Origin of the sequence: Arthrobacter sp. 9E16 (assembly GCF_002929435.1) — a bacterium.
GTDB lineage: Bacteria > Actinomycetota > Actinomycetes > Actinomycetales > Micrococcaceae > Arthrobacter_B > Arthrobacter_B sunyaminii.
Map to the genome: position 1 here is coordinate 239,267 of NZ_PJIU01000003.1, position 25,905 is coordinate 265,171.

At 65.5% G+C, this 25,905-nt stretch carries 24 protein-coding genes; 11 read left to right on the forward strand and 13 right to left on the reverse strand.

Features of this window, described 5'->3' with window-relative positions:
* Positions 1 to 7: 7 nt before the first annotated feature.
* From putP to CXR00_RS13445, 3 genes are all read right to left on the reverse strand, one after another.
* Positions 8 to 1,519, reverse strand: a complete 1,512-nt coding sequence (gene putP, locus CXR00_RS13435; protein ID WP_104055069.1) for a sodium/proline symporter PutP — start codon at positions 1,517 to 1,519, stop codon at positions 8 to 10.
* A gap of 177 nt (positions 1,520 to 1,696) precedes the next feature.
* Positions 1,697 to 3,070, reverse strand: coding sequence for an aspartate aminotransferase family protein (locus CXR00_RS13440; protein ID WP_104055070.1), 1,374 nt, complete (start codon positions 3,068 to 3,070; stop codon positions 1,697 to 1,699).
* Between the two features lie 21 nt (positions 3,071 to 3,091).
* Positions 3,092 to 4,582: a CoA-acylating methylmalonate-semialdehyde dehydrogenase gene (locus CXR00_RS13445; protein WP_104055071.1), complete on the reverse strand. Its 1,491-nt coding sequence runs from the start codon at positions 4,580 to 4,582 to the stop codon at positions 3,092 to 3,094.
* A 148-nt stretch (positions 4,583 to 4,730) separates the two neighbouring features.
* On the opposite strand from CXR00_RS13445, the gene CXR00_RS13450 reads away from it, so the two are divergent.
* Both CXR00_RS13450 and CXR00_RS13455 read left to right on the forward strand, forming a co-directional pair.
* Complete coding sequence (locus CXR00_RS13450) at positions 4,731 to 6,374, forward strand: PucR family transcriptional regulator ligand-binding domain-containing protein (protein ID WP_104055072.1); 1,644 nt, start codon at positions 4,731 to 4,733, stop codon at positions 6,372 to 6,374.
* A gap of 61 nt (positions 6,375 to 6,435) precedes the next feature.
* Positions 6,436 to 6,744 (forward strand): cupin domain-containing protein, encoded by a 309-nt coding sequence (locus CXR00_RS13455; protein ID WP_104055073.1) that lies wholly within the window; start codon positions 6,436 to 6,438, stop codon positions 6,742 to 6,744.
* Between the two features lie 2 nt (positions 6,745 to 6,746).
* Here CXR00_RS13455 and CXR00_RS13460 read toward each other — a convergent pair whose 3' ends face one another.
* Positions 6,747 to 7,043 (reverse strand): DUF3253 domain-containing protein, encoded by a 297-nt coding sequence (locus CXR00_RS13460; protein WP_104055477.1) that lies wholly within the window; start codon positions 7,041 to 7,043, stop codon positions 6,747 to 6,749.
* A 150-nt stretch (positions 7,044 to 7,193) separates the two neighbouring features.
* On the opposite strand from CXR00_RS13460, the gene CXR00_RS13465 reads away from it, so the two are divergent.
* From CXR00_RS13465 to CXR00_RS13485, 5 genes are all read left to right on the forward strand, one after another.
* Complete coding sequence (locus CXR00_RS13465) at positions 7,194 to 7,682, forward strand: SRPBCC domain-containing protein (RefSeq protein ID WP_104055074.1); 489 nt, start codon at positions 7,194 to 7,196, stop codon at positions 7,680 to 7,682.
* A gap of 148 nt (positions 7,683 to 7,830) precedes the next feature.
* The gene (locus CXR00_RS13470; RefSeq protein WP_104055075.1) at positions 7,831 to 8,820 is read left to right on the forward strand and encodes an LLM class flavin-dependent oxidoreductase; all 990 of its coding nucleotides are present in this window, start codon (positions 7,831 to 7,833) and stop codon (positions 8,818 to 8,820) included.
* Positions 8,821 to 8,964: 144 nt separating this feature from the next.
* The gene (locus tag CXR00_RS13475) at positions 8,965 to 10,446 is read left to right on the forward strand and encodes an FAD-dependent oxidoreductase (protein WP_181032563.1); all 1,482 of its coding nucleotides are present in this window, start codon (positions 8,965 to 8,967) and stop codon (positions 10,444 to 10,446) included.
* Between the two features lie 28 nt (positions 10,447 to 10,474).
* A complete protein-coding gene (locus CXR00_RS13480; RefSeq protein ID WP_258060465.1) occupies positions 10,475 to 10,942 on the forward strand; it encodes a thioesterase family protein in 468 nt (155 codons plus the stop codon).
* A gap of 105 nt (positions 10,943 to 11,047) precedes the next feature.
* Positions 11,048 to 12,352, forward strand: coding sequence for a TetR/AcrR family transcriptional regulator (locus CXR00_RS13485; RefSeq protein WP_104055077.1), 1,305 nt, complete (start codon positions 11,048 to 11,050; stop codon positions 12,350 to 12,352).
* A 3-nt stretch (positions 12,353 to 12,355) separates the two neighbouring features.
* On the opposite strand, the gene CXR00_RS13490 is transcribed toward CXR00_RS13485, so the two are convergent.
* The 4 genes from CXR00_RS13490 to CXR00_RS13505 are packed head-to-tail and all read right to left on the reverse strand — an operon-like array spanning position 12,356 to position 16,375.
* Positions 12,356 to 13,543: a flavin reductase gene (locus tag CXR00_RS13490; RefSeq protein ID WP_104055078.1), complete on the reverse strand. Its 1,188-nt coding sequence runs from the start codon at positions 13,541 to 13,543 to the stop codon at positions 12,356 to 12,358.
* A gap of 32 nt (positions 13,544 to 13,575) precedes the next feature.
* On the reverse strand, positions 13,576 to 14,583 hold the full coding sequence (gene dmpG / locus CXR00_RS13495; protein ID WP_104055079.1) for a 4-hydroxy-2-oxovalerate aldolase: 1,008 nt from the start codon (positions 14,581 to 14,583) through the stop codon (positions 13,576 to 13,578).
* 2 nt (positions 14,584 to 14,585) lie between these two features.
* On the reverse strand, positions 14,586 to 15,560 hold the full coding sequence (locus CXR00_RS13500; protein ID WP_258060467.1) for an acetaldehyde dehydrogenase (acetylating): 975 nt from the start codon (positions 15,558 to 15,560) through the stop codon (positions 14,586 to 14,588).
* A complete protein-coding gene (locus CXR00_RS13505) occupies positions 15,560 to 16,375 on the reverse strand; it encodes a 2-keto-4-pentenoate hydratase (protein ID WP_104055080.1) in 816 nt (271 codons plus the stop codon). Before CXR00_RS13505 ends, CXR00_RS13500 begins: the two co-directional genes overlap by 1 nt.
* 244 nt (positions 16,376 to 16,619) lie before the next feature.
* On the opposite strand from CXR00_RS13505, the gene CXR00_RS13510 reads away from it, so the two are divergent.
* Positions 16,620 to 17,435 carry an IclR family transcriptional regulator gene (locus tag CXR00_RS13510; RefSeq protein WP_104055081.1) on the forward strand — a complete coding sequence of 272 codons (816 nt, stop codon included), beginning with the start codon at positions 16,620 to 16,622 and terminating at the stop codon, positions 17,433 to 17,435.
* Between the two features lie 84 nt (positions 17,436 to 17,519).
* On the opposite strand, the gene CXR00_RS13515 is transcribed toward CXR00_RS13510, so the two are convergent.
* The 3 genes from CXR00_RS13515 to CXR00_RS13525 all read right to left on the reverse strand — a co-directional run bounded on the left by CXR00_RS13515 (position 17,520) and on the right by CXR00_RS13525 (position 20,271).
* The gene (locus CXR00_RS13515) at positions 17,520 to 17,990 is read right to left on the reverse strand and encodes a nuclear transport factor 2 family protein (RefSeq protein WP_104055082.1); all 471 of its coding nucleotides are present in this window, start codon (positions 17,988 to 17,990) and stop codon (positions 17,520 to 17,522) included.
* A 107-nt stretch (positions 17,991 to 18,097) separates the two neighbouring features.
* A complete protein-coding gene (locus CXR00_RS13520) occupies positions 18,098 to 19,024 on the reverse strand; it encodes a VOC family protein (protein WP_104055083.1) in 927 nt (308 codons plus the stop codon).
* 62 nt (positions 19,025 to 19,086) lie between these two features.
* Positions 19,087 to 20,271: an acyl-CoA dehydrogenase family protein gene (locus CXR00_RS13525; protein WP_104055084.1), complete on the reverse strand. Its 1,185-nt coding sequence runs from the start codon at positions 20,269 to 20,271 to the stop codon at positions 19,087 to 19,089.
* A 221-nt stretch (positions 20,272 to 20,492) separates the two neighbouring features.
* Here CXR00_RS13525 and CXR00_RS13530 point away from each other — a divergent pair, with 221 nt between their 5' ends.
* Positions 20,493 to 21,392: an alpha/beta fold hydrolase gene (locus CXR00_RS13530; RefSeq protein ID WP_104055085.1), complete on the forward strand. Its 900-nt coding sequence runs from the start codon at positions 20,493 to 20,495 to the stop codon at positions 21,390 to 21,392.
* A complete protein-coding gene (locus CXR00_RS13535) occupies positions 21,389 to 22,435 on the forward strand; it encodes a ferredoxin--NADP reductase (RefSeq protein WP_104055086.1) in 1,047 nt (348 codons plus the stop codon). The genes CXR00_RS13530 and CXR00_RS13535 overlap by 4 nt, the downstream gene beginning before the upstream one ends.
* 173 nt (positions 22,436 to 22,608) lie before the next feature.
* Here the strand turns inward: CXR00_RS13535 and CXR00_RS13540 are convergent, their stop codons facing one another.
* Both CXR00_RS13540 and CXR00_RS13545 read right to left on the reverse strand, forming a co-directional pair.
* On the reverse strand, positions 22,609 to 22,890 hold the full coding sequence (locus tag CXR00_RS13540; protein ID WP_104055087.1) for a ferredoxin: 282 nt from the start codon (positions 22,888 to 22,890) through the stop codon (positions 22,609 to 22,611).
* Positions 22,890 to 24,047 (reverse strand): Rieske 2Fe-2S domain-containing protein, encoded by a 1,158-nt coding sequence (locus tag CXR00_RS13545; RefSeq protein ID WP_104055088.1) that lies wholly within the window; start codon positions 24,045 to 24,047, stop codon positions 22,890 to 22,892. The genes CXR00_RS13540 and CXR00_RS13545 overlap by 1 nt, the downstream gene beginning before the upstream one ends.
* Positions 24,048 to 24,256: 209 nt before the next feature.
* On the opposite strand from CXR00_RS13545, the gene CXR00_RS13550 reads away from it, so the two are divergent.
* Positions 24,257 to 25,810 (forward strand): FAD-binding protein, encoded by a 1,554-nt coding sequence (locus tag CXR00_RS13550; RefSeq protein ID WP_219816022.1) that lies wholly within the window; start codon positions 24,257 to 24,259, stop codon positions 25,808 to 25,810.
* Positions 25,811 to 25,905 lie beyond the last annotated feature (95 nt).

Sequence of the window (25,905 nt, forward strand, 5' to 3'; positions counted from 1 at the left end):
CGCGGAACTAGGCGGGGACGGTCGCTGCCGGTTCGCCGTCGCCCTTGGAAATTCGCACGGCGTCGTCGAATTCGGCGTCGATCTCAGCTGAGGGCTTGAAGGTGACCCGGCTGACAATGACGGTCAGCAGCAGGTTGATCAGGAAGCCGGGAATGATTTCGTACACGTCGCCCAGGATGCCGGGCATTTCCAGGGTGCCCCAGAGGAATGCAGTGACTGCGCCGGCGATCATGCCGGTCAGGGCGCCGGCGGTGGTGAGCTTGCGCCAGAACAGGGCCAGCAGGATGGTCGGGCCGAAGGCGGCGCCGAAGCCGGCCCAGGCAAAGCCCACCAGTTCCAGGATGGAAGCGTTGCGGCTCACGGCGATCAGGATCGAGATCACCGAGACCACCAGCACGCCCATGCGGCCCAGCAGCACCATGGAGCCCGGGGAAGCATCGCGCTTGAGCACGATCTTGTAGAGGTCCTCCACCAGGGCCGAGGACGTGACGATCAGCTGCGAGGAAATGGTGCTCATGATCGCTGCCAGGACTGCGGCGAGAACGAAACCGGCCACCAGCGGGTGGAAGAAGATCAGAGAGAGCTCCAGGAACACGGCTTCGGGATCGCTCAGGGTGAGGTTGTTCTGCTGGAAGTAGGCAGCACCGATCAGTGCGGTCATCAAGGCGCCGATCACGGTCAGCAGCATCCAGCCCACACCGATCCGGCGGCCGGCCACGGCATCCTTGGGGGAGCGCAGTGCCATGAAACGGACAATGATGTGCGGCTGGCCAAAGTAGCCCAGGCCCCACGCAAGCGCCGAGATGATACCGACGGCGGTGCCGCCGGCGATCGGATCCAGCATGTCCGGGTTAATCTCGCGGAGGGAGTCGGTCATGCCGCCGAAGCCGCCAACCTGGCCCAGGCCCACCAGCGGAACGAGGATCAGGGCAGCGAGCATCATCAGGCCCTGGACAACGTCGGTGTAGCTCGCGGCCAGGAAGCCGCCGAAGAGCGTGTACGCGATGGTCACGCCGGCGACGATCAGCATGCCCACGAGGTAGGAGGAGCCGAAGGAACTCTCAAAGAAGACGCCGCCGGCCACCATGCCGGAGGAGACGTAGAACGTGAAGAACACCAGGATGATGACCCCGGAGACCACGCGCAGGATCCGGGAACGGTCCTTCAGCCGGTTCTCGAGGAAGCTGGGCACCGTAATGGAGTTGTTGGAGACCAAAGTGTAGGAGCGCAGGCGGGGAGCCACGAACTTCCAGTTCAGCCAGGCGCCGGCGGTGAGGCCGACGGCGATCCAGCCCTCCACCAGGCCGGAGACATAGATGGCGCCGGGCAAACCCATCAGCAGCCAGCCGGACATGTCCGACGCGCCGGCGCTGAGGGCTGCGACGCCGGGCTTCAAATCCCGGCCGGCCAGCATGTAGTCGTCGAGGTCGGTGGTACGCCGGTAGGCCCACCAACCGATCGCCAGCATGGCGAGCATGTAAATCGCCATGGCGATCAGTTTGTACGTCTGGTCAGTCATAGTGTTGTTAGCCGTTCACTCTGGTTACGTATCGCGGTTGGAGCCCGAAGGCCCCACCAAGTATGCCAAGCGTCACAGTGAGCGGTGAAATCAGGGAATTCAGCGGGACCGAAACCACCCCGGTCAGCGGCGCGTCCCGGAACACGCCGCTGACCAAACAAGGGGCACCCGGGTCGGTTAGCCGGTCACGAAGGTGTCGGCGATGCCCAGGACGTCATCGATGATGTCCAGTCCCGTGCGGGCTTCCTCATCGGTGACGTTCAGCGGCGGAACCACGTGGAGGCGGTTGAAGTTGGCAAAGGGCAGCAGCCCGCGGTCCTTGCAGGCCGCGATCAGCGTGTTCATCTCCGGGCTGGAGCCGCCGTAGGGTGCCAGCGGCTCCCGGGTCTGAGGGTTCTTGACGAGTTCAATGGCCCAGAAGGCGCCGGTGCCGCGGACTTCGCCCACGCTTTGGTGCCTGGCAGCCATTTCCGCCAGCCCGGGTCCGAACACGGCGTCGCCCAGGCGTGCGGCGTTTTCCACCATCCCCTCTTCGCGCATGGCGCCGATGGTGGCCACCGCCGCAGCGCAGGCCAGCGGATGTCCGGAGTAGGTCAGCCCGCCGGGGTATGCCGTGTCCGCAAAGGTCGCGGCAATTTCATCGGAGATGGCCACGCCGCCCAGCGGCACGTAACCCGAGTTCACGCCCTTGGCGAAGGTGAGCAGGTCCGGCACCACATCCCCGCCGTGTTCGACGGCGAACCACTTGCCGGAGCGGCCGAAACCGGCCATCACCTCATCGGCAATGAACATGATGCCGTAGCGGCGGGTCAGTTCACGGACCCCGGCCAGATATCCGGGCGGCGGAACCATGATCCCGGCGGTGCCGGGAATGGACTCCAGCACCACGGCGGCAAACGCGGACGGCCCCTCCAGCTGGATGATGGTTTCCAGATGGTCCAGGGCCCGCCGGCATTCCTCCTGCTCGGTGGTGGCGTGGAACTGGGACCGGTAGAGGAACGGGGCATGGAAATGGACGGTGCCGGCAATGCCGTAGTCGTTGGGAATCCGGCGGGGATCCCCGGTGACGTTCACTGCCAGTGCCGTGCCGCCGTGATAGGACCGGTAGGCGGAGAGGACCTTGTAGCGTCCCGTGTGCAGTCGGGCCATGCGGACGGCGTGCTCAATGGCGTCGGCTCCGCCGTTGGTGAAGAAAATTGTGTCCAGATTCCCCGGTGTCAGTTCCGAAACCAGCCGGGCCGCTTTCGAGCGTGCGTCGTTGACGTACTGCGGGGCGATGGTGCAGAGCTTGCCGGCCTGCTCCTGGATGGCGGCGACCACCTTGGGGTGCTGATGGCCGATATTGGTGTTGACCAGCTGCGAGGAGAAGTCCAGCAGCTTCCGGCCCTCGCCGTCCCATACGTGGGACCCCTCTGCACGGATCACCGTCATGGGCTTGATCTGCTTCTGCGCGGACCAGGAATGGAAGACGTGCTCGCGGTCCAGCTCATAGGCGTGTCGGCCCGCGGCGAGTTCCGCTTCGGTGACTGTGGATTCGGTGGTGGTGTTCATGTTCGGTAGTCCTCCTGGGTCTTAGGCGTTCTGCGGGAAGCCGAGGTTCAAGCCGCCGTGGCTGGGATCCAGCCAGCGGGTGGTGACCACCTTCCCGCGGGTGAAGAAGTGCACTCCCTCGGTGCCGTGTGCGTGCGAGTCGCCGAAGAGCGAATTCTTCCAGCCGCCGAAGGAGTAATAGGCCATGGGCACGGGGATGGGCACGTTGATGCCCACCATTCCCACCTCCACCTCGTTCTCGAAGCGCCGGGCGGCGCCGCCGTCGTTGGTGAAGATGGCGGTGCCGTTGCCGTAGGGGTTGGCATTGATCAGTGCCAGCGCCTCGTCGTAGCTTTCGACCCGAATGACGGAAAGCACCGGGCCGAAGATTTCATCGGTGTAGATGGACATGTCCGGGGTGACCCGGTCGAACAGGGTCGGGCCGAGGAAGAACCCCTCGCCCTCGGCGTCGGGCGCCACGTCCCGGCCATCCACCACCACGCCGGCGCCGGCGGCAGCGCCGGCGTCGATGTAGCCGGCCACCCTGTCGCGGTGGGCAGCGGTCACCAGCGGCCCCATATCGGCGCCGCGCAGCCCGTCCCCGACGCGCAGCGTACGGGTGCGCTCGGCGATCTTGGCCACCAGCTCATCGGCAACCGGCTCGACGGCAACCAGCGCGGAGATGGCCATGCAGCGCTCGCCGGCGGACCCGAAGCCCGCGTTGACGGCGGCGTCGGCGGCCAGGTCCAGGTCGGCGTCGGGCAGGACAATCATGTGGTTCTTGGCGCCGCCCAGGGCCTGGACGCGCTTTCCGGCGGCCGTGGCCTCACGGTAGACGTACTGGGCAATGGGCGTGGAGCCGACGAAGGAGACGGACTTGATGTCCGGGTGGTGCAGCAGGGTGTCCACCGCTTCCTTGTCACCGTGGACCACGTTGAAGACGCCGTCCGGCAGGCCCGCTTCCTTCCACAGTTCCGCCATCCAGTTCGCCGCGGTCGGATCTTTTTCGCTGGGCTTGACGACGACGGTGTTGCCGGCCGCGATGGCGACCGGGAAGAACCACATGGGCACCATGGCCGGAAAATTGAAAGGGCTGATGATGGCGGCCGGACCCACCGGCTGGCGCAGGGAATGCACGTCCACGTTGGTGGAGGCGTTTTCGGTGTAGCCGCCCTTGAGCAGGTGCGGGATGCCGCAGGCGAATTCCACGACTTCCTGGCCGCGGCTGATCTCGCCGAGGGCGTCGTCGAGCACCTTGCCGTGCTCAGCGGTGATGATCGCTGCCAGCTCCGGCTTGCGGGCGTTCAGGAGCTCGCGGAAGGTGAAGAGGATCTGCACGCGGCGGGCCAGCGACGTGTCGCGCCAAAGCGGGAAAGCCGCCGTTGCCGCGGCGACGGCGTCGTTGACCGTCTCCGCGGAGGCCAGGGCCACCTGGGACGTGACCTTGCCCGTGGCCGGATTGGTGACGTCGGCCAGCCGGCTGTCGGCCGGTTTAGTGAAAGTGCCGTTGATCCAGTGCTGAGTGGTCTGCATGCCTGCTCCTGTGGGTGGAACGCGAAACGGAAGTGGCACCATCCTGCCGTGGGAGGCCCCGCGAAACCATTGCCAACATGTCAGGAAATCTGGCGCAATCTTTACGGTTTGTAAGGACGCGCACCCGGAACCGGCCTAGACTCGCGGCATGATGCTGACGGTGGCCGCAGTGCTGGAACTGGACGTGATGCGCGCGGGGGCGCCGGAAGTGCTCGCGGGGAGGGAACTGCTGGAGCGCCCGGTGCGCTGGGTTCATGTCGCGGAACTGCGCAACCTGGCCGATCTGTTGGAGGGCGGGGAGCTGGTGCTCACCACGGGCCTGGCTTTCGGGGATTCGGCTGCGGCTGCGGCGGACTATCTGGCCGGGCTGGAGGCTGCCGGAGCGGCGGGCGTGATCGTGGAGCTCACCGGGGACCGGCCGGCGGACGCGGCGGCTTTGACCACTGCTGCCGCCGGTGCCCGGCTGCCGGTGATTCGGCTGCACCGGCGGATCCGATTCGTGGAGGTCACCGAGGTGGTGCACCGGCGCATCGTGGCCCGGCAGTTTGAACAGGTGGCCCGGGCACGGGAGGTCCACGAGGTGTTCACCATGCTGAGCCTGCAAAGCGCCGGCGTCCAGGAGATTGTGGACCGGGCAGCGCAGCTGCTGGACTCTCCGGTGGTCCTGGAAGACAGCTCGCACCTGGTGGTGGCTTTTGCACCGGGGCCGGTACCGCCAAAGGATCTGCTGCGGGACTGGCAGCGCCGTTCCCGCGCGGTGCACCGTTCCGGTTTAGCAGAGGGGAATTCTCCGGCGGCAGCGGACGCAGCGTGGCTGCAGGCGCCGGTGGGGCTGGGCAGCCAGCACTGGGGCCGCCTGGTGATCCCCGGTCTTCCGGTTGCGTCGGAAGCCGCCGCGGCGGAGGCATCCATGGTGCTGGAACGTGCCGGCCAGGCACTGTCCATCAACCGGCTGGCCGAGCGCGACCAGGCAGGCTTGTCGCAGCAGGCCCAAGCCGGCCTGATCCATGAACTGCGCTCGCCGCGGGTGCCCGATGAAGCCGAGGCCCGAACCCGGGCGGAGGCGCTGGGGTTGAAACCTTCCCCGGCCTACCTTCCGCTGGTGCTGCATCTGGAAGCAGGTGCGGGCCAGGATCCCATGTCCATGCAGCGCAAAGAGCGCGCGTTGCTCGAAATGCTGGACAGTGTCCTGTCCTCCACCCGGAATACTGCGCTGGCTGCCGCTGTGCAGACCGGCCAGGTGGCAGTACTGCTGGCCCTGCCGGCCCGGCTGCTCGAGGACAGTGTGCTGGAGCGCATCTGCGGGGTGCTGGCCGAACGATCCGCGGAAGCCGCCGAACCGCTGACCTGGACCGCCGGGGCTGGACGTGCCTGTTCTGCTCTCTCGGATGCCGCCGCCGGCCTTGATGAGGCTGCCCACGTGGCGCAGACAGCGGGAACCCTGTCCGCCGGGACCCGACGGTACTTCCGATCCACCGACGTCCGGCTCAGGGGACTGCTGGCCCTGCTGCGCGAAGATCCGCGGGCCGTCACGTTTGCCGACACCGAGCTGAGCGGCATCCTGGAGGATGGCGCGGGGGAGGACCTGGCACTGCTGCAGAAATTTCTTGAATGCGGAGGCAACAAAACGGAGCTGGCCCGCCGCGGTTACCTAAGCCGCCCTACCCTGTACGCCCGGCTGGAACGGCTGGAAGCGAAGCTGGGGGTGTCCCTGGAAGATCCCGAATCCCGGACCTCACTGCACGTGGCGGTGCTCCTGCGGCAGCTGCGGTCGCTCTCGGCGGCAGGGTGAACGAAGCAGGCCATCGCTTAACATCCTTCGGCAACCGCCGGTGCTGGGGTAGGTTTTCCCCATGACTTCGACCACCTCGGTCTACGGCCAGGCCGTAGCTTCCGTACAGATCGACAATGCCCGCATCCGTGTGACCGAATGGCGTTTTCCGCCGGGGACCCAAACGGGCTGGCACCGCCATGAACTGGACTATGTGGTGGTACCCACCATTGATGGCCACATGAGCTATGAGACCGCTGAGGAACAGGTCACCAAGGACCTGGTGGTGGGTGCCTCCTATGCCCGGGATGCCGGGGCCGAGCACAACGTGATCAACAAAACCGACACTGAATTCGCGTTCATCGAGATTGAGCTCAAGCAGCAGGGCTAGCCTCAGCGTCTGCGGCGGATGCGGATCGGTCCGCGGGCCGTGGAAAGATCGACGACGCCGCCGCCCTGGGTGATCTCGACGTCGCCGCTGGCCACCAGCTTGGCCGCCGCACTGCGGGCCGGATCCATCAGCGGCCGCCAATTGTCCGGGGCCACCGCCCGGGCCGCGTCCGAAGGGCAGATGGTGGCGGTGTCCGCCCGGGCAGCGAGCAAGGCCAGGATGGCTGCCTCCAGGCGCGGCCCGACGTCGTCCTTTGATCTGTCCGCGCTTCCGGCCTGTGATGTTCCGCTGGCATCCATGCAGGCCATTGTGCCGCGGACGGGCTATTCACCGGAACCGGGTCCGGTGGAATTCCGCCGCCGGTTCCCGTTTGCCGCAGCGGTCTGGCCACGCCGGCATGCAGCGGACCACACTTGAAGACAGATTCGGGCGGAACCGAGAGGACTGTCATGGCTGATCCGGTGTCACCGCAGGGAGCAGAGAATGAGCTGTTGATGGTGCGGGATTTCCCGGTCCCGCAGCAGGCTGTTTACGATGCCTGGGCAGATCTGGCGCATGCCACGGACTGGTGGGGACCCGAGGGCTTTATTGTGCCGCCGGATCGGGTGAGCATCGACAACCGCGTGGGCGGAACCTACCGTGCCTGCATGGTGAACACCCTGACCGGGGATGAGCTGTGGTGGGGCGGAACCCTGCGGGACCTGGAGCCTCCCCGCCGGCTGGCCATGACACAGCAGTGGCAGTCTCCGGACGGAACGCCGTCGAGCCCGGAAACCCTGATCACGGTGGACCTGAGCGCGCATCACGATGGAACGCGCATGACGTTCCGGCAGGGACCCTTCTCCGACCGGCGTGATCTGGACGGACACCAGAGCGGCTGGAACTCTTCCTTTGACCGTCTCGCCCGGTATCTGGTCCGCCGCCGCGGCGGCGGATGAGGTAAACGGCGGCAGGCAGGCGGCGGCAGGCGGGCTGCGGCATGAAAAGGAGCGCGTGAAATAAGAGCGTGCCCTCCGCTGTTGCACCAGAAGTGCCCGGGCAAACAGCCGGCAGGGTGCAACGTGCAACGAAAGGCCGAAAACCCACATGACTGTTCCGCTGTCGATCCTCGATCTTGCCATCATTGACGAGGGCGAAACCGCACGCGACTCCTTCGCCTCCAGCCTCGCCTTGGCACAGCACGCCGAGAAGCTGGGCTACACCCGCATCTGGTACGCCGAGCACCACAACATGCCCACCATCGCATCCTCGGCCACCAGCGTGCTGGTGGGCTACATTGCCGCCCACACGGAGAACATCCGGCTCGGTGCCGGCGGGGTAATGCTGCCCAACCACGCCCCGCTGACCATTGCGGAGCAGTTCGGCACCCTGGAGACACTCTTCCCCGGCCGGATTGACCTGGGCCTGGGCCGCGCCCCCGGCAGCGACCAGAAGACCATGCGCGCCCTGCGCCGCGATCCCATGTCCTCGGACAGCTTTCCGCAGGATGTGCAGGAACTGCAGGGCTACCTCACCGGCAACACGCTGATCCCCGGCATCGACGCCACCCCCGGCAAGGGCACCAACGTGCCGCTGTACATTCTGGGCTCGTCCCTGTTTGGCGCGAAGCTCGCCGCCGCCCTGGGGCTGCCCTACTCGTTCGCCTCGCACTTTGCCCCGCAGGCACTGCAGGATGCCGTAGCCATCTACCGCCGCGACTTCCGTCCCTCGGAACAGCTGGCCGAGCCGTACGTCATCGCCGGCGTCAACGTCATTGCCGCGGACACCTCCGAAGAAGCGCAGCAGATGTTCACCGACGGTCAGCGCCGCCGCGTCACCCAGCTCTTTGGCCGGGACCGGACCTTCACGCCCGAGGAAGCTGACATGATCCTGGAATCCCCGGGCGGGCAGCAGGTCAAGCAGATGGGACGTTATTCCGCTGTGGGTACGCCGGCAGAGGTCCGCGACTACCTGGACTGGTTCAGCACCCACGCCGATGCCGATGAGCTGATCGTGGCCACCCAGACCCCCACCCTCGAATCACGGCTCCACTCGTTCGAGCTGCTGGCTTCAGTGACGGAGCTGGTCCGGGCCTAACTTGGTCCGGGCCTAAGGCTGCCGGGGACCGGCAGGCCTCCGGCGCCCGGCCCCGCCGGTCCCGCTGGCCGGGACTGGCGCGGACGTGTTCCTCCTTCGTGTGCCTAAGTAGCCCTACGAATGGCCAAACGAAGGGGCTCGAGGATGAGCGCGCAAAAAGCTGCAGGACCGGTGGACTCCCGCGAGGCGGACCCGGCGGATTACGAGACGGACGTGCTGGTGATCGGTTACGGCTGCGCCGGTGCCGCAGCTGCGCTCGAAGCGCGGGCGCTGGGTGCCGAGGTAATTCTCCTGGAGCGGGCGGGCGGGGGAGGCGGCTCGTCAGCCCATTCCGGCGGTGAGATTTATCTGGGCGGCGGCACGCCGATCCAGCAGGCCTGCGGGTTCACCGATACTGCGGGGGATATGGAGGCCTACCTGCTGGCGGCACTGGGGCCAAACGCCGACGCCGAGAAAATCCGCCTCTACTGCGAGGGCAGCCTGGAGCACTACGAGTGGCTGAGCAGCCTCGGCGTCCCGTTCAAGCCCTCGCTGTGGGACAGCCCGTCCTGGGTGCCGCCCACCGATGACGGACTGATGTGGCTGGGCGAAAACGCCATGCCCTTTGCTGCCCTGGCAAAGCCGGCACCGCGCGGCCACCGGGTTACCTCGGAAGGTTACGGCGGCAAGGTGTTGATGAAGGTCCTGGCCGAGGCCGTGGATGAGGCGGACATCCCGGTCCACACCGATACCTATGCCGGGCAGTTCATCCTCGACGGCGGTACCGTTGCCGGCGTCGTCGCCACCCGTTTCGGAAAGACGGTGACCTACCGTGCCCGCCGCGGCGTCATCCTGGCCACGGGCGGCTTTGCGGACAACGCCGAGATGGTGGCCCTGCACGCCCCGCGGCTGGCCGGGCTGGGGGTAACCAGCGACGGCGGCGATGACGGACACGGAATCCGCATGGCCCAGGCGCTCGGTGCCGGCACTGCACGGATGTCCTCCGCCCAGGTGGGAATCACCCTGATCCCGGGGCTGGTGGTGCGCGGCATGCTGGTCAATGCCGTCGGGCAACGGTTCATCAACGAAGACCAGTATCCCGGGCTGCTCGGACAGGCCGCCCTGTTCAAGCAGGACCTGGCAGTCTGGGTCATCCTGGATGAGAAGGCCTACGAGGAAGTTCCGGAACAGGAGCGCTGGGGCGTGGTTCCGCATTTCGCGGCGGAGACCGTCGAAGAACTCGAACAGGAAGTGGGTATGCCGGAGGGTTCACTGACAGGAACCGTGCGCGAGTACAACCGGCATGCGGCGGCGGGGGAGGACCCGTACTTCTTCAAAAACAAGCGCTGGCTGCGGCCCCTGGAGCCGCCGTTTGCCGCCATCGACGTCCGCCGCGGCATGACCGCACCGGAATCGGGTTCCGCCGGCGGAGGCGGTGCGAGCGTCTTCACGCTCGGCGGACTGCAAACCGGGCCGGACGGCGAAGTGCTGGACGTCTCCGGGGTACCGGTTCCCGGTCTCTACGCTGCCGGCCGCGCCACCGCCGGGATCTACGGACAGGGGTACATCAGCGGCACTTCCCTCGGCGAGGGTACGTTCTTTGGCCGGCGTGCCGGTGCAGCCGCAGCTGAAGTGCCGGGGCGGTAAGAACCGGAGCCTGTGCTAGAAACAAACCATGAATAAAGCCCCGCAGGTCATCCGGTGTTCCGTCGGCATGCGCTGGGGGGACATGGACGCCTACGGGCACGTGAACAACGTGGAAATCCTGCGGATTCTCGAAGAAGCCCGGATCCACGCCTTCGGCCCGCCCGGCGGTACCGGCGGGCCGGGGCGGGAACCCGTCGTCGCACTCTTCAACAACGTGCCCGAGGGAACCCAGGCGCTGGTGGCGGAACACCGGGTGAAGTACCTTTCGCCCCTGACCTACCGCAACATCCCGGCCGAGATTGACGTCTGGATCAGCGCCCTGAAGGGGGCCAGCCTCACCATCGCCTACATCATCAGCGATCCCGTAACAGCGGAAACCTGCGCCAAGGCGGAGACCACCCTCGCTTTTGTCGACGCCGCTTCCGGGCGGCTGCTGCGGATCGCCCCGGACCAGAAGGCCCTCATGCTGCCCTACCTCGGGGCGTCAGTGTTCTAAACGGTATCGCTGGCCGGGATTGCCCCGGACGAGCCGGCGGTGCTGTGTAAGGATGGAGGGCCGAGGCCGAAAAGGGTTTGGAACCGGAGAACATTGGGTGGGGTAGTGGCGCAGCGCAAGACGGACCGGAAGAACCGGCAGGGTGAACAGACCCGCGAACGGATCCTCGAAGAGACCATGCGCCTCGCCGCCCGCCACGGCTATGAGGGAACCAGGATCTCCATGGTCCGCAAAGCCACCGGCTTGTCCGCCAGCTCCATCTACTGGCACTTCTCGGACAAGGAGCAACTCATTGCAGCGGCCTTGGAACATGCCATCGGCACTCACCTGCAGACGATCCCCACGTGGCCGGAGTTTTCTTCCGGCGAAGACCGCAGCGCCGAGTTGTATGAGCAGATTTTCCAGTGGCCCCGTGAGGACTTTTGGCGCTTCGGGCTGCAGATGGCTGTGGTCCGGCCTCCGGAGGAGTCTCCGGCCAGGGACAGGTTCCTGGAGATTCGCCGGGAGAGCATCGACTGGCTGGCCCGCTGGTGGAGACCCAGCCTGCCGGAGCAGATGGAGCATCGGGGGATAGGATCGGTGCTGCTGGGCAGCCTCACGTTCGCGGTCCGGGACAGCTACTTTCTCCGGCGGCATGCCGGGCGCCAATTCGACGAGAACCGCATCACCTGGATGCTGGCACTGTCCGTGGATGCGATGGCTGACCGTCTGGGGGAACTGGCAGGGGAGGCCCCGATCGCCATTGAAGGGGAACCACCGGCACAGGCCGTGGAGTGCGCCGGCACGCAGACCGGACGCCGGGCCTTCCTGCAGGCTGCAGAGGACATCATCGCCGAATTCGGGTACGACGGCGTCACGGTAGCCCGGGTTTGCGAACGCGCCGAGTTGCCGGCCAGCTCGCTCTACTGGTTCTTCAAAGACAAGGACGACCTCGTGGCCGAGGTGGTGGCCGGAGCCGTGCAGAAATGGGAAGCGGCCCGGCTGGACCTGACCGGGCAACGGGCGCAGGGGGACTGGACGGTGCCGCTTCGCGGCCAGCTCCTTGGTGTGCTCGAGGGGACCGCCGCCGGAACCGGGATCCTGCGGCTGGGCCTGCTGCTCCTGCTCCAGGACGGCAACCGAACCTCCCCCGGCGTGCAAAGCCTGGAGACGGTGATGGAGAACATGCAGAGCATCACGACGGACTGGTTCTCCGCGGTGCTGCCGGACACGGAAATCGAAGAACAGCGCACCGAGCTGGCGGAGTATCTGTCCGAGTGCCTCTTCCGGTTCCTGGAAGGCCTGATGCTCAGCAGGCAGATCGACGCCCACTCCTGGGAACCGGGACTGCTGGCTGACCTGTTGGCCGTGGGTCTGCACCGGGCAGCTGAGAAGCTGCTGGCAGGATCGGCAGCTCCCGCCGGGCGCTGAACCTCAGGCGTCGGCTACCGCACCAATGGCCTGCGCCGCAGCCAGCATTTCCTGAGCCAGTGCCTGGATCCGGGACGCCTCTGCATTCCGGGGCAGATTGGCGACGCGCAGCACCAGCCGGACCTTCCCGGCGGCGTCAAAGACGGGCGCGAGCAGGGAATCGACGTCGTACGTCCGCCCTTCCTCCAGCTGCACCGGAGCGTAGCTGTTGGAGGTGCGGGAGATGATCTCGCGGATTTCGCGTTCCTGGGCCGGGGTGTAGGTGCCGGCGGAGTACTCGCGGAGGGCCTCGAAAACCTGCTCGTCCCGGTAACCGCCCCGCATGGTGATGGACCAGCCGCGCTGACGCACTGCTTCCAGGCGCCCCCGGTACTCGTCCGGGGTGCATTCGTCGCTTGGCAGGGCACGGGAGAGCCAGCGGTCGATGGTCTTCGGGTCTTCCCAGGCCAGGCAGAGTTCACCCATGGGCGGCATCAGCGGAATGCGTTCTCCGAGGCGATCGTCCTGTTCCGGAGCCGTGCCGGCGGCGGCGACTATGACCGCCAGCTGATCGCTGATGACGGCCATGGCTGTGCACTCGGCTCCCAGCTCGGCGGCGAGCCGCTCCATTTCGTTCCGTCCCCGCTCGGCCAGCCGAACGCCGGCTATCAGGTCCGCGTCGAAAGGCGCGCTCAGCGACATGGGGGCAAACCGTCCGTACCCGCCCTGGAAGAACAGCAGCGGCGCCACCGGGCTGCACACCTGCAGCTCATGGACCGCGCCCAGGACAATGTAGTGGTCACCGGCGTCGTTGATTGAATCGAAGGTGCAGTCGATGTAGGCCACCACCCCGTCCAGCACCGGCGCGCCGAGCGGCGACGGCCGCCAGGACAAGCCGTCGAACTTGTCAGCGGACTTGCCGGCAAAGCGGCGGCACAGGTCCTCCTGGTCCGCGGCCAGCACATTGACGCAGAAAGAACCGGCGGTGCGGAGCTTGCTGAAGGTCTGCGACGCAACGGTGGGCAGGAACGCCACCAGCGGCGGATCCAGCGACACCGAGGTGAAGGAACCCACGATCATGCCCACCGGTTCGCCGTCCTCAGCCATGCCCGTAATCAGAACCACGCCGGTGGGGAAGTGGCCCAGCACGTTGCGGAACACCATCGGATCGCTCGTGAGGGGCCGCTGTTGTTCCATGCTGATTTCGGTCATTGTGTTTCCTTTCCAAATGCTGTGGGACGGGGTTACTTCTGAGCGAGCAGGTCCAGAGCCACGTCCACGATCATGTCTTCCTGACCGCCGACCATGCGCCGCTTGCCCAGCTCCATCAGGATGTCCGTGGTGGGGATGCCGTAGCGGGTGCTGGCCGTTTCCGCGTGCCGCAGAAAGCTGGAGTACACCCCGGCGTAGCCCAGCGACAGGGTCTCGCGGTCCACCCGGACGGGGCGGTCCTGCAGCGGGCGCACCAGGTCGTCAGCGGCGTCCATCAGCGCCGGCAGGTTGCAGCCGTGATCAAGCCCGAACTTGTCTGCAGCGGCAATAAACGCCTCCAGCGGAGCATTTCCGGCTCCTGCTCCCATGCCGGCCAGGGACGCGTCCACCCGGTTGGCGCCGTGTTCCACGGCGGTGAGGGAGTTCGCCACCGACAGCGAGAGGTTCTCATGGGCGTGGATGCCGATTTCAGTGGCCGGATCCAGCACCTGCCGGAAGGCATCAACTCGTTCGGCTACGCCGGGCATGGTCAGGGCTCCGCCGGAGTCCACAACGTACACGCAGGTGGCTCCGTAGCTTTCCATCAGTTTTGCCTGCTTGGCGAGTTCGGCAGGCGGACTCATATGGGACATCATCAAAAAGCCCACGGTGTCCATGCCCAAATCGCGGGCGGCACCGATGTGCTGCGCGGACACATCGGCCTCGGTGCAGTGGGTGGCCACACGCACCACCGAAGCTCCGGCGCTGTTGGCGTCCCTGAGATGGTGGATGGTGGCGATGCCGGGCAGCGCCAGCGTGGCAACCTTGGCCTGTTTGACGGCCCCCGAAACCGCGGAAATCCATTCCAGGTCCGTGTGGGCACCGAAGCCGTACACGCAGGAGGAACCGTTGATTCCGTCGCCGTGCGCAACCTCGATGGAGGCGACGCCGGCGGCGTCCAGCGCGGTGGCGATGGCGACGGCCTGGTCCACCGTGTACTGGTGCCGGATGGCATGCATGCCGTCACGCAGGGTGACGTCGGAGATGTAGAGCCTGCTCATGGTTATGCCTCCTGCATCGCCGCGGCGATGTGTTGTTCTTGTACTCCGCCGCGTTCGGCCCACCGCTCGGCGACGGCCATGGCGGCGGAGGTCATGATGTCCAGGTTGCCCGCATAGGCGGGAAGATAATGCGCGGCGCCGGTCACTTCCAGCATCACTGTGACCCGGGTGCCGGTGAAGCTGCCCGTGCCCGGAATGTGCAGGGCATTCTCCGGGCCGAAGGTTTCAAACTGCACTTCCTGCTTGAGCTTGTATCCGGGAACGTACTCCTGCACCTGTGCGGCCATGGCTTTGACCGACGCCGCGAGGGCTGCATGGTCCGTTTCGCCGTCGACCAGGCAGTACACCGTGTTCCGCATCATCATCGGCGGCTCGGCGGGGTTCATGATGATGATGGCCTTGCCTTCGGCCGCACCGCCGACCTCAACCAGGGCGCGGGAAGTGGTCTCGGTGAACTCGTCGATGTTGGCGCGGGTGCCGGGACCGGCGGAACGGGAGGCAACGGAGGACACGATCTCCGCGTAGCGCACCGGAGCCACCCGCGTGACGGCAGCCACCATGGGCACCGTGGCCTGTCCGCCGCAGGTGACCATGTTCAGGTTGGCATCGTCCAGATGGTCCTCAAGGTTCACCACGGGGACGCAGTAGGGGCCGACGGCGGCCGGTGTCAGGTCCAGCACGCGGACGCCGGTGTCCTTCAGCAGGTCCCAGTTGGTGAGGTGGGCGGAGGCGCTGGTGGCATCGAAGACCACCTTGATGTCCTTGAAGTTCGGCATCTCAAGCAGGCCCTGGATGCCGTCGGCAGTAGTGGGAACGCCCATGCTGGCGGCGCGCCGGAGCCCGTCGGACTCCGGGTCGATGCCCACCATGGCGCCCATTTCCAGCCGCTTGGCCCCGCGGAGCACCTTGATCATCAGATCGGTTCCGATGTTGCCGGAGCCGATGATGGCCACCGGCCAGAGTTCGTTGGTTCCCACTACTTCTCCTCATGTTTGATGCGGACCTGTCCAAGTCCCTGGATGTTCACTACTGCGTTGGCGCCGGGCGGAAAGGCGACCATGGGGCCGAGGGCGCCGGTCATCAGGATTTCGCCGGCCTTCAGCGGCCGTTCCAGCTCCGCCATGCGCCTCACCAGCCAGAGGGCGGCACGGTAGGGATGGCCCAGGCAGGCAGCGCCCGAGCCCACTGATTCCACGCTGCCGTTGACTTCCATGACCATGCCGGCGGCCGCCAGGTCAATTGACGACGGCGCGACGGGCCTGGTGCCGGTCACTATCTGGCCGCTGGACGCGTTGTCGGCGATGGTGTCCAGGATGGAGATGTCCCAGTTGGTGATTCTTGACCCGACAATCTCAATAGCCGGAAGCAGGTAGTCCACGGCGGCGATCAGCTCGGTGAGCGTGGTATCCGGCTCGGGGAGGTCCCTTTTCAGGACGAGGGCAACTTCGGCTTCCACCCGCGGCTGCAGGACTGCCCCGGCAGCCAGCGCTTCGCCGTCGGCCAGGCACATGTCGGCAAAGAGAACGCCGAAGTCCGGCTGGTCCACGCCCATCTGCGCCTGTACGGCCCGTGACGTGAGCCCGATCTTGCGCCCCACCACGCGGCGGCCCTCGGCGATCCAGGCGTCCTCGTTGGTCCGCTGGACGTCGTAGGCCGCGCTGATGCCGCCGTCTGCGAGCAGGTCGCGGATCGGCTCAATCGGCGTTCCATCCCGCTCTGCACGGCGCAGGCGTGCGGCCAATTCTGCAATGCCTGCCGGATAAGCAGGTGCAGTCTCGATGGTTGCAGTCATCTGTCCTCCCAAGTGAGCCTTCAGTATTGCGCCGATGAGGTGTCCTGCCCCGGGGCAGTCCCGAAGAGCGGGATGGGAGAAGGGTGGTGCAAATCCTGTAGCGATGTGTACAGTGAAGCTCTCATGTGCGTTAGCTCACATAGTTTTTGTGGTCCATAGATGTGCCAAGGAGGTCCCAGCTAATGAATGTTCCCTGTTGCAGGTTCCGCCGGCGTTCCGCCGGTGTCTCCTTCGGGCGGTGCCGATGAGTGTTTCCCTGACTGCACCCCCTGTTGCCTGGCCTCCGGCTCCCTCCGGACCGCCCCCGGCAATGGCGGCGCGGATGACGCTGATCATGGAGGTGTTCGATTCACGCTCCGTCCGGCTGCTGCTGGACGAAATAGCGTCCAGGACGCGCCTGCCGCGCTCCACCACGCACCGGATCCTGGATCAGCTGGTGCAGCTGGGCTGGCTGGAACACACGCCCGACGGCTACGGCATGGGCTGGCGCTCGCTGCAGTTCGGCGGCTTGGACAACGGAAACAGCCGGATCCGGGCTGAGGCCGCGCCCCTGCTGCACAGCCTGCAGATACGGACCGGAATGGTGGTCCACCTGGCCGTCCTCAACGGCACCAACATCCATTACCTGGACAAGGCCGGCGGCCGCTCGGCCACCTCGGTGCCGTCCCGGGTGGGCGGCAATGCTCCGGCCCATGCAACGGCACTGGGAAAGTCCATGCTGGCCTGGATCAACCCCGAGCAGCTGGACGAAATGTTCCGGCACGGACTGTCCGCCAACACGCCGCGGACCATCAGGGATGTCCCCGCGCTGTACGCGGAGCTGAACCGGATTCGCCAGCGCGGCGGGCTGGCGTACGAATCCGGTGAGAGCTACGAGGGTATCTCCTGCGTGGCCGCGGCCATCCGCAACCGGCGGGAGCCGGTGGCAAGCATTTCCCTGGTGGGCACCGCCGGGGATCCGATTGAACGTGTCGCTCCACTGGTCCTGGATGCGGCACGCCGCGTGTCAGCAGCGCTGTTTCCCGGTGACCTGCCCCAGGACCGGTATTCCGGGTCCTGAGCGCCCCGGAACGGCACACGGGTCCAGGCGTGTCGCTTGGACCCATGTGCCTGTCCCCGGGAGTTCTCACTGGATCCGGGTTGCTCAGTCAGCGGCCGGGGGCGTCAGCAGACCGGACACCGACCGGCGTGCAAACTTCCATCCACTGGCGGTCCTGGCGAACGAGTCTGAATACAGTCCCAGGGAATCCTGCAGGCTGCCGTCGAGGCGCCGGCCAAAGGCGTGGAAGTAGGCGGTTCCCTTCGCTGTGTCGCCGTCAATGTCAATGATGTGGTTGAGGACCAGATGGCAGGTGCCGCGGTTTGAGGCCATGGTGGATGTGAAGAACTCCCGCAGGGCGGCCGTACCCTGAACCGCGGGGATCCCCCAGCCGGTGCCGTCCCAGACACCGTCCTCGGTGAACAGGGCCAGCAGATCGTCCAGCCGGCCGCCGTCAAGGGCCGAAACATATTCGTGGGTTAGGCGCCGGATCAGCTCAATGTCGCTATCCGCTGCCGCGCCGGCGGCAGAAGCAGCGCGGGGTGCAGCGGCCGTGCCGGTTGGAGAGTGAGTCACGGGGTTCCTTAAACGGGGTTCTTTACAGCGATTGAATGCCGCCGCCCGTCGGGCGGAGGAAGCAGCACGTCGCTTCCTCCGCCCGACGGTGGGCGGCGTCCTGTTTCCTAAACGGCAGCGCGTTTGGGGACAAACGCGGCCAGCGGCTCGTGCGCGGCTGCGGAGTGATCATGGCCCCAGTAGCTCTCGGCCGTGATCTCCTCGGCGGTGAAATAGGTTTCATCCACCAGCATGCCCTCGGTGCCGTACTCGATGTCCCAGCCCCCGGGCGCCCGAACGTAGAAGGAAACCATCTTGTCGTTGGTGTGGCGTCCGAGTGAAGCCGAGAGAGTGAAGCCCTGCTTCGTGACCTTGTCCAGCGCCCGCCCCACGGTGTCCAGGTCCTCGACCTCAACCATCAGGTGCACCAGACCCGGAGCATCGGCATGCGGTGCGCCGCCGATGGCCAGGCTGTGATGGCGCTGGTTGACGCCGAAGAACCGGAACCGGTTGGCCGGGCGCTGCGGGCCCAGCCGTACTGCGCCGCGGGGCAGGAAGCCCAGCACATCGGTGTAGAAGGACGTGGTTTCCTCCATGGCCATGGTGGGCAGGACCACGTGGCCCATGCCCTGCGCGCCAGTGACAAATTTCTGCGCGTAACCGGTCTTCAGGATGCTGTGGTCCAGGCGGGGGCCGAAGAAAACTTCGACCGGAGTTCCACCCGGATCGGCGAAGGTGATGACCTGTTCCAGGCCGCGCAGGTCCGCTTCTTCCTCGTTGAGCCAGGTGACGGCAATGCCGGCCGCCTCCACGTCCCTGGCCACCTGGGCCAGGGCGAACTGGTCGCGGACTTCCCAGCCCACGGCCAGGACCCGGTCGGAAGTGCCCGGCAGCACGATCAGGCGCGCTTCCCGTTCGTCCATGCGCAGGTACAGGCCGTCGGGGTCCGGTCCCACGGCCTCGGCGAAGCCGAGACCTTCGACGGTGAGTTCACGCCAGCGGTCAATGTGCTCGGTCTGGACCTTGAGATAGCCCAGTCCTCGAATGTGAGTCATGGTGTTCCTTGCCTTGCTGTTGTGTTGAGGGTTGTTGCTGTATCCGGAGGTTTCCCGGCGGGTTAGACCATGGCGGCCAGGTTTGCCGGCGGTTCCACGCCCAGCTCCGTGAGGACGGCTGCGTGGTAGGTGGGGCCGGGCACGTGGATGGCGTGGGCAAGGCCCATGTGGGCGTCACGCCAGAACCGCTGAATCGGGTTGTTCATCCGCAGCCCGTTGCCGCCGGAACGGGACAGGATGGTGTCTACGGCGGCGACGGCCCGCCAGGCAGCCTGGATCTGGGTGCGGCGCCCCACGGCGCGCTGCTCAAGGCTGATCTCACGGCCGGCAGCCGCTGTGTCATAGATCCTGCTGATGTTGTCCAGAACTGCCGACCGGGAGGCCCGGATTTCTCCGGCCGCCTCGCTGACCGCGTACATCGAGTACGGATCCTCGACGCTCTTGAATCCGTTGACCTGCATTCGGTCGCGCTGGTAATCCAGGTGCGCGTGCAACGCTCCTTCAGCGATGCCCACCACTGCAGAGGTCAGGCCGAGCGGAAACAGACTGTAGAACGGGATGCGGTGAATGGGGTCGGTCTTGCCTGCATCGCGTGCCACTTTGCCGCTGAACAGGTCGGCCTGGTTGATGACCCGGTACTCGGGAACAAAAACGTCCTTGATGATGACGTCTTTGCTGCCCGTGCCGCGCAGTCCAACCACGTCCCAGGAGTCTTCAACGATGGTGTAATCAGCGCGGGGGACAACCACGTGCACTGATTCATAGGGCATCAGCGGTTTGCCTTCGGCGTCGCCGATGAATGCTCCCAGGATGACCCACTGTGCATGGTCGGTGCCGCTGGAGAACTGCCAGTGCCCGGTGAACCGGTAGCCGCCGTCGGTCGGGATGACAACGCCCATCGGCGCGTAGGGGGAGGACACCCAGGTGTTGTCGTCCGCTCCCCAGATTTCTTCCTGGAGCTTCGGAGCCATGAGCTCCAATTCCCAGGGATGTACGCCAACGACGCCGGCCACCCAGCCCGCTGCTCCGTCGAGGCTGGCGATCTTCATGACCGTCTCGGCAAACTCCGTGGGGTGCGCCCGGGTGCCGCCGTATTCAACGGGGGCAAGCATCTTCATGACACCGGACTGGCGGAGGATGTCCACGGTGGCCTCATTGAGCTTGCCCAGGTCTTCGTTGGCCTGGCCGTAAGAGCGCAGCTCTTCGCCGCGCTCGGTCAGCACATCGGAATTTACAGTGGTTGTCATTGCTGCTTCTCGCTTCCTCGTCAGGGCTTGTACTCCGCCTCTGTGCAAAATCTAGGGTCCTTCGACAAGGGGGAGCCGGGGATGTCCCGGTCACCGGGATTGGCGGCCCGGCCGCGGCGCAGGCAACCCATCCCGGTGATCGGGATCTGCGTGGCCGCATACCGGGGGACTGTTTATGGTTCAGGAAGACCGAAGAGATTCGTACATGAGGAGCCTGAGAAATGACCACGGACCTTCGCCATGAAGAGGGCAGTGCAGCCCGGACCGGCAACGCAGTGCTGCGGGAGCTGCAGACCGGCAACGGCGTGCTGCGCTACCACGAGGCAGGTGAAGGCCCGCCGCTGGTCTTCCTGCACGGTTCCGGCCCCGGCGTGACCGGCATGGGCAACTTCAAGGGCATCCTTCCGGCCTTCGCCGCGCACTTCCACTGCTACGTCCTGGAATTCCCCGGGTTCGGCGTCAGCGACCCCTCGGACCTGCATCCCATGCAGGCCGGCGGGCAGGCCGTCGTCGATCTGGTGGACGGTCTGGGCCTGGACCGGGTGGACATCATCGGCAACTCGATGGGCGGCATGATCGGCACGCGGTTTGCCATCAACCACCCGGACCGGGTGGCCAAGCTGGTAACGCTGGGCGGCATGGGCGTGAATATCTTCAGCCCGTCCCCCGCTGAGGGGATCAGCCTCCTGATTGCCTTCACCGAGGACCCCACCCGCGAGCGGCTTATCCAGTGGCTGCAGTCCATGGTTTACGACCAGGAGCTGGTCACCGAGGAGCTGATCAACGAACGCTGGCAGCAGGCCACGGAACCGAAGACACTGGCCAGCGCCCGCAGAATGTACAGCCGGGCGGCGATGAAAGCCGCGGCCGCAGCTGCTGCTGCCTCCGATGCTGCCCCGGCCTGGGCACAGCTGCACAAGCTGAAGGCCAAAACCCTGATCACCTGGGGCCGTGATGACCGCGTCTCCCCTCTGGACGGGGTGCTGGTGCCGCTGAGGACCATTCCCGACGTGGAACTTCATGTATTCCCCAACTGCGGGCACTGGGCAATGATCGAGCAGAAGGCCGCCTTTGAAAGCACCGTACTGGCATTCCTGCAGCGGGAAGAGGCAGCAGTATGAGCACTTTGTCAGTGGTAACGCCCCAACAGGTGAGGGTGGTGGAGGTCATCCGGGAAACGTCCGATGCTCACACGCTCGTCCTGGAGCCGGAGGGGGAAGTGGGGGATACCTTCAGCTACAAGCCCGGCCAATTCCTCACCCTCCGCATCCCCAGCGACCGTCCCGGCGGCGCAGCGCGATGCTACTCGCTGTGCAGCTCGCCGCAGCAGGACGAAAAGCTGAAGGTCACGGTCAAGCGGACCCGGGACGGCTACGGATCGAACTGGATCTGCGACAACGTAGTGGAAGGCAACGTCCTGGACGTCCTGCGCCCGGCGGGAACCTTCACCCCGACCTCGCTGGACAAGGACTTCCTCCTGTTCGCCGGGGGAAGCGGCGTTACGCCTGTCATGTCCATTCTGAAGTCGGCACTTGCTGCCGGCAACGGACTGGTGACGCTGGTCTACGCCAACCAAGATGAGTCCTCCATTATTTTTCGGGATGAGCTCATTGCTCTTTCCAAGCAGCATCCCGGCAGGCTTACGGTTATCCACTGGCTGGGAACCGTGCAGGGGCTGCCAGACCAGCCCTCCATCGGTGCCCTGGCCGCCCCCTACACAGACCGCGAAGTTTTCATCTGCGGTCCCGGACCGTTCATGGACTGCGTTGCCCAAGCACTGGAAACCCTCGGCATGCCGCCGGAGCGGGTCCACATTGAACGCTTCACCTCGCTGGGAACCGATCCCTTTGCTCCGGTGGCTGCCGTGGTTCACGACGTCGAGGGGGAGAGCACGGAGGTGGAGGTCCAATTGGACGGCCAGACCCGGTCCTTGTCCTGGCCCGGAGGAAACCGCCTGCTGGACGTCCTGATCAACGCCGGCATAGACGCGCCATACTCCTGCCGGGAGGGCGCCTGCAGTGCCTGCACGTGCCGCGTCCTCGAAGGCGAGATACGGATGGAAAGGAACGAGGTCCTGGACGCAGCGGACCTCGACGAGGGGTACATCCTCGCCTGCCAGGCGGTGGCAGTCAGCGAGAAGGTCAGGATCACCTACGACGAGTAGGTCGATCGCACCCGGCCCATCCCGGCAGCGAAACAGCAGGGCACTGCCCGGCTCCCCGTGGGGGTGGTCGGGCAGTGCTTTTTGCTGAGGAAGCCCAAGGGCACAACAAAAGCGGGAGGGATCAGTTCCAGCTGAACTGATCCCTCCCGCTTGCCTTTCCAAGCGTCCCGGCGCTACGTTTCCGGCACGTCCTTGAAAATCACATCGATCCTGCCTTCCAGGGAAGCATCGCGGATGGTTGCCGCCAGGGTCCCGCAACCGGCGAACTGCTCCGTTGGGGTGCCGCCGCGGCACGCTAGTGGCCGTTCCAGGCACGCCTTCTGCGAGGTCTCCTGCCACTGAATGGTGGTTTGTTGCCAGTTCGACTTGCGCACCAGCACAGTGGCAGCACAAGCACTGCAATCCAGTGGCTGCATTGGGTTGTCGACGAGTCGGAGATCGGTCTGTGCTGTCATTAGATCAGCTGTCCCTCTGCAGCTCTGCGAAGGGCCAAATTGTCCGCTACTTCCTTCTTCCAGCTCTCATTTGGCCTGCTGGTGTCCAACTCATGCTCAAAGCGGTCGGTCATCTCGGGCTTGACGTCCGCGACATCCACGAAGAACTGCTCGTACCACCGGCGCAGCTGGTAGACGGCGCCGTCCTCCTCGCACAGGAGCGGGTTGTCGATGCGGGCCTTGTTCTGCCAGATCTCCACATCCTGGTTGAAGCCGCCCAGGATCCACTGGGCCTGGGTAGCGGCAATCTGGTCCGGGTCGCCCGGAAGTTCAGGCTTCTTCTCCACGATGATTCCGGACATCAGCACGAAGGAGTTCTCATCAATCGGGTAGTGCGCATTGATGAGGACGGTCTTCATATTGAAGGTCTCGTAGATGTACGTCAGGTCGTCGATCATAAATGACGGGCCGTAGTATGAGGCGACCGAACGGGTCTCTAGCATTTTGGGGGCACTGGGATCGGGGTCTGCTGGAGTCACGTCCTCGCGGGAAATTCCGTCAAAGTACTGGGTAGCGATGTGCCCCTCGAAGACATTCTTGAAATAGGTGGGGAAGTTTTTGTGGATGTAGAAAAAATGGGCCATGTCGACGATGTTGTCGATGACTTCTCGAGTGCTGGTGTTGACCACAATTTCGTTCCAGACCCACTTGGTCCAGCCTTCGTCCTCGGCGCCCTCGATGCGGGGGACGACGACGTTCTCCGGCGGCGGATTGCCTTCCGGGTCATTCCAGACGAACAGCAGTCCGTCCTGGTCCAGCGTCTGCCAAGTGCTGGTGCGGGCGCGCATGGGCACCCGCCGGCTGTACGGAACGGACTTGCAGCGTCCGTCGCCGCCCCATCGCCAGTCATGGAAAGGGCAGGCAATTTCGTTGCCCTTGACCTCACCCAGGGACAAATCCCCACCCATGTGGCGGCAGTAGGCGTCCAACACGCTGACCTTGCCGTCGCTACCCGTGAAGATCACCAGTTTCTGACCAAAGGCCTTCACCGTATGCGGCTTGCCGTCCTTGTACTTTTCAGCCAGGCCCAGGCAATGCCATCCGCGCGCGTAGCGCGTGGGCACTTGGCCTGATTCAATTTGCCTGATCTCGTCCTGGTCTGACTCAACAATGCTCATGTGGAACCGTTCCCTTCAAATTCACCTGTGCGGTGTCGAACGTCTCGAACCTTGAATTTAGGCACAGGCGTAACCGTGTGAGGGGCCAGTCCCGGTGTATGGGACCGTCGTGAGCGGCGCATTTCCCGCCTGACAATCTGGTGGTCGGGCCGCCGGCGGAATGCCGCAGCCAGGCCTGCGTTCCACCGACGACGACGAAAAGGGAAACCATGACAATCGGGCAGGTAAATGTGCAGGACTGGGACAGCGAGTATGACGTCATTGTGGTGGGTTCCGGAGCAGGTGCGATGGCAGGCGCCTTCAGTGCTGCCTCCCGCGGATTCAAAACGCTGGTAGTTGAAAAGACACCGGTCCTTGGCGGCACGTCGTCCTATTCCGGAGCTTCCTGCTGGCTGCCCGCCACGCAGGTGCAGGAGCGGGCGGGGGTGGCCGATTCCCTCGACGCTGCACGCGCCTATCTGCAGTCCCTGCTGGGAGAGGCTGAAGCTGACCGGCGGGAAGCCTTCCTGGCCAGTGCCCCGGAGCTGGTCAAAGCCCTTGAACATGACCCGGCCATTGAGTTCCGCTGGACTGCATTCCCCGATTACTTTGCGGGTCCCGGAAGAATGGACGCGGGACGGTCCATGATGCCGCTGGATCTTCCGAGAAGCGAGATTGGGAACCTGGCCGCTCTGGTGCGGCCGAACATAGAGAGTGACCGCAAAGGGGAGTCACACCCTGACGGTCCACTGACCGCCGGACAGGCACTCATCGGGCGCCTTTTGCTGGGCTTCATGAATACCGGCAACGGCTCTGTGCGCACCGAAACCGAGATGACCGGCCTCATTGTCGAGGAAGGACGAGCAGTCGGCATCTCCGTGGAGACCGCTGATGGGGCGCACACACTGAAGGCTGCAGCGGGAGTGCTGCTGGGCGCCGGCGGGTTTGAATCGAACACCCGGATGCGCACGGAGAACGGAACACCCGGTTCAGCAGATTGGAGCATGGCGCCGCGCGGTTCAAACACCGGCACCGCCATCCGAAGCGCGCAGGAGATAGGGGCCGCTGTTGAGCTGATGGATGAGGGCTGGTGGTGCCCCGGGGTATTGCAGCCGTCGGGCGACGTCGCCTTTACCCTGGGCTTCCGGGGAGGCCTGATGGTGAGCGGGGACGGACGGCGTTTCGCCAACGAGTCACTGCCCTATGACCGGATGGGCCGCCAAATGGCCTTCGCCGCGGAAGACCGGATCCCATCATGGTTTGTCTTCGATTCACGTTTCGGCGGCGGGCTGCCCGCCATCATGCGCCCGGACATCACGTCACCCCGGGAGCACCTCGCTGCCGGAACCTGGGTTCAGGCGCAAACCCTCGAGGAGCTGGCGGAACACACCGGGCTGCCTGCGGAAGCGTTGAGCGAAACCGTGCAGCGGTTCAACGGTTTTGCCGAAACCGGAGTGGACGAGGACTTCCACCGCGGCGAAGACCCCTATGACCTCTTTTTCACGGATCCTTCGCACGGTCCCAATCCTGCCCTGGTGGCACTGGACCAGCCGCCGTACTTCGCGGCGCGGATGGTGCTCAGCGATCTGGGCACCAAGGGCGGTCTGCGCACGGACCCCGACGCACGGGTCCTGGCCGAAGACGGGGAGCCTATCCCCGGGTTGTACGCCGTGGGAAACACGAGCGCGTCCTTCTCCGGCCGGTTCTATCCGGGGCCGGGCATTCCCATCGGCACCGCCATGGTCTTTGCCTACCGCGCGGTCCAGTCCATGGCGGCGCGCTAGGCAGCCGGGTATTGGACTGCACGGATCACGGAGCCGTCCGGCAGTCCTGTAGCAGCGGCCTGTTGGAACCGCACCGCCGGGGCTAGCATTTTTCC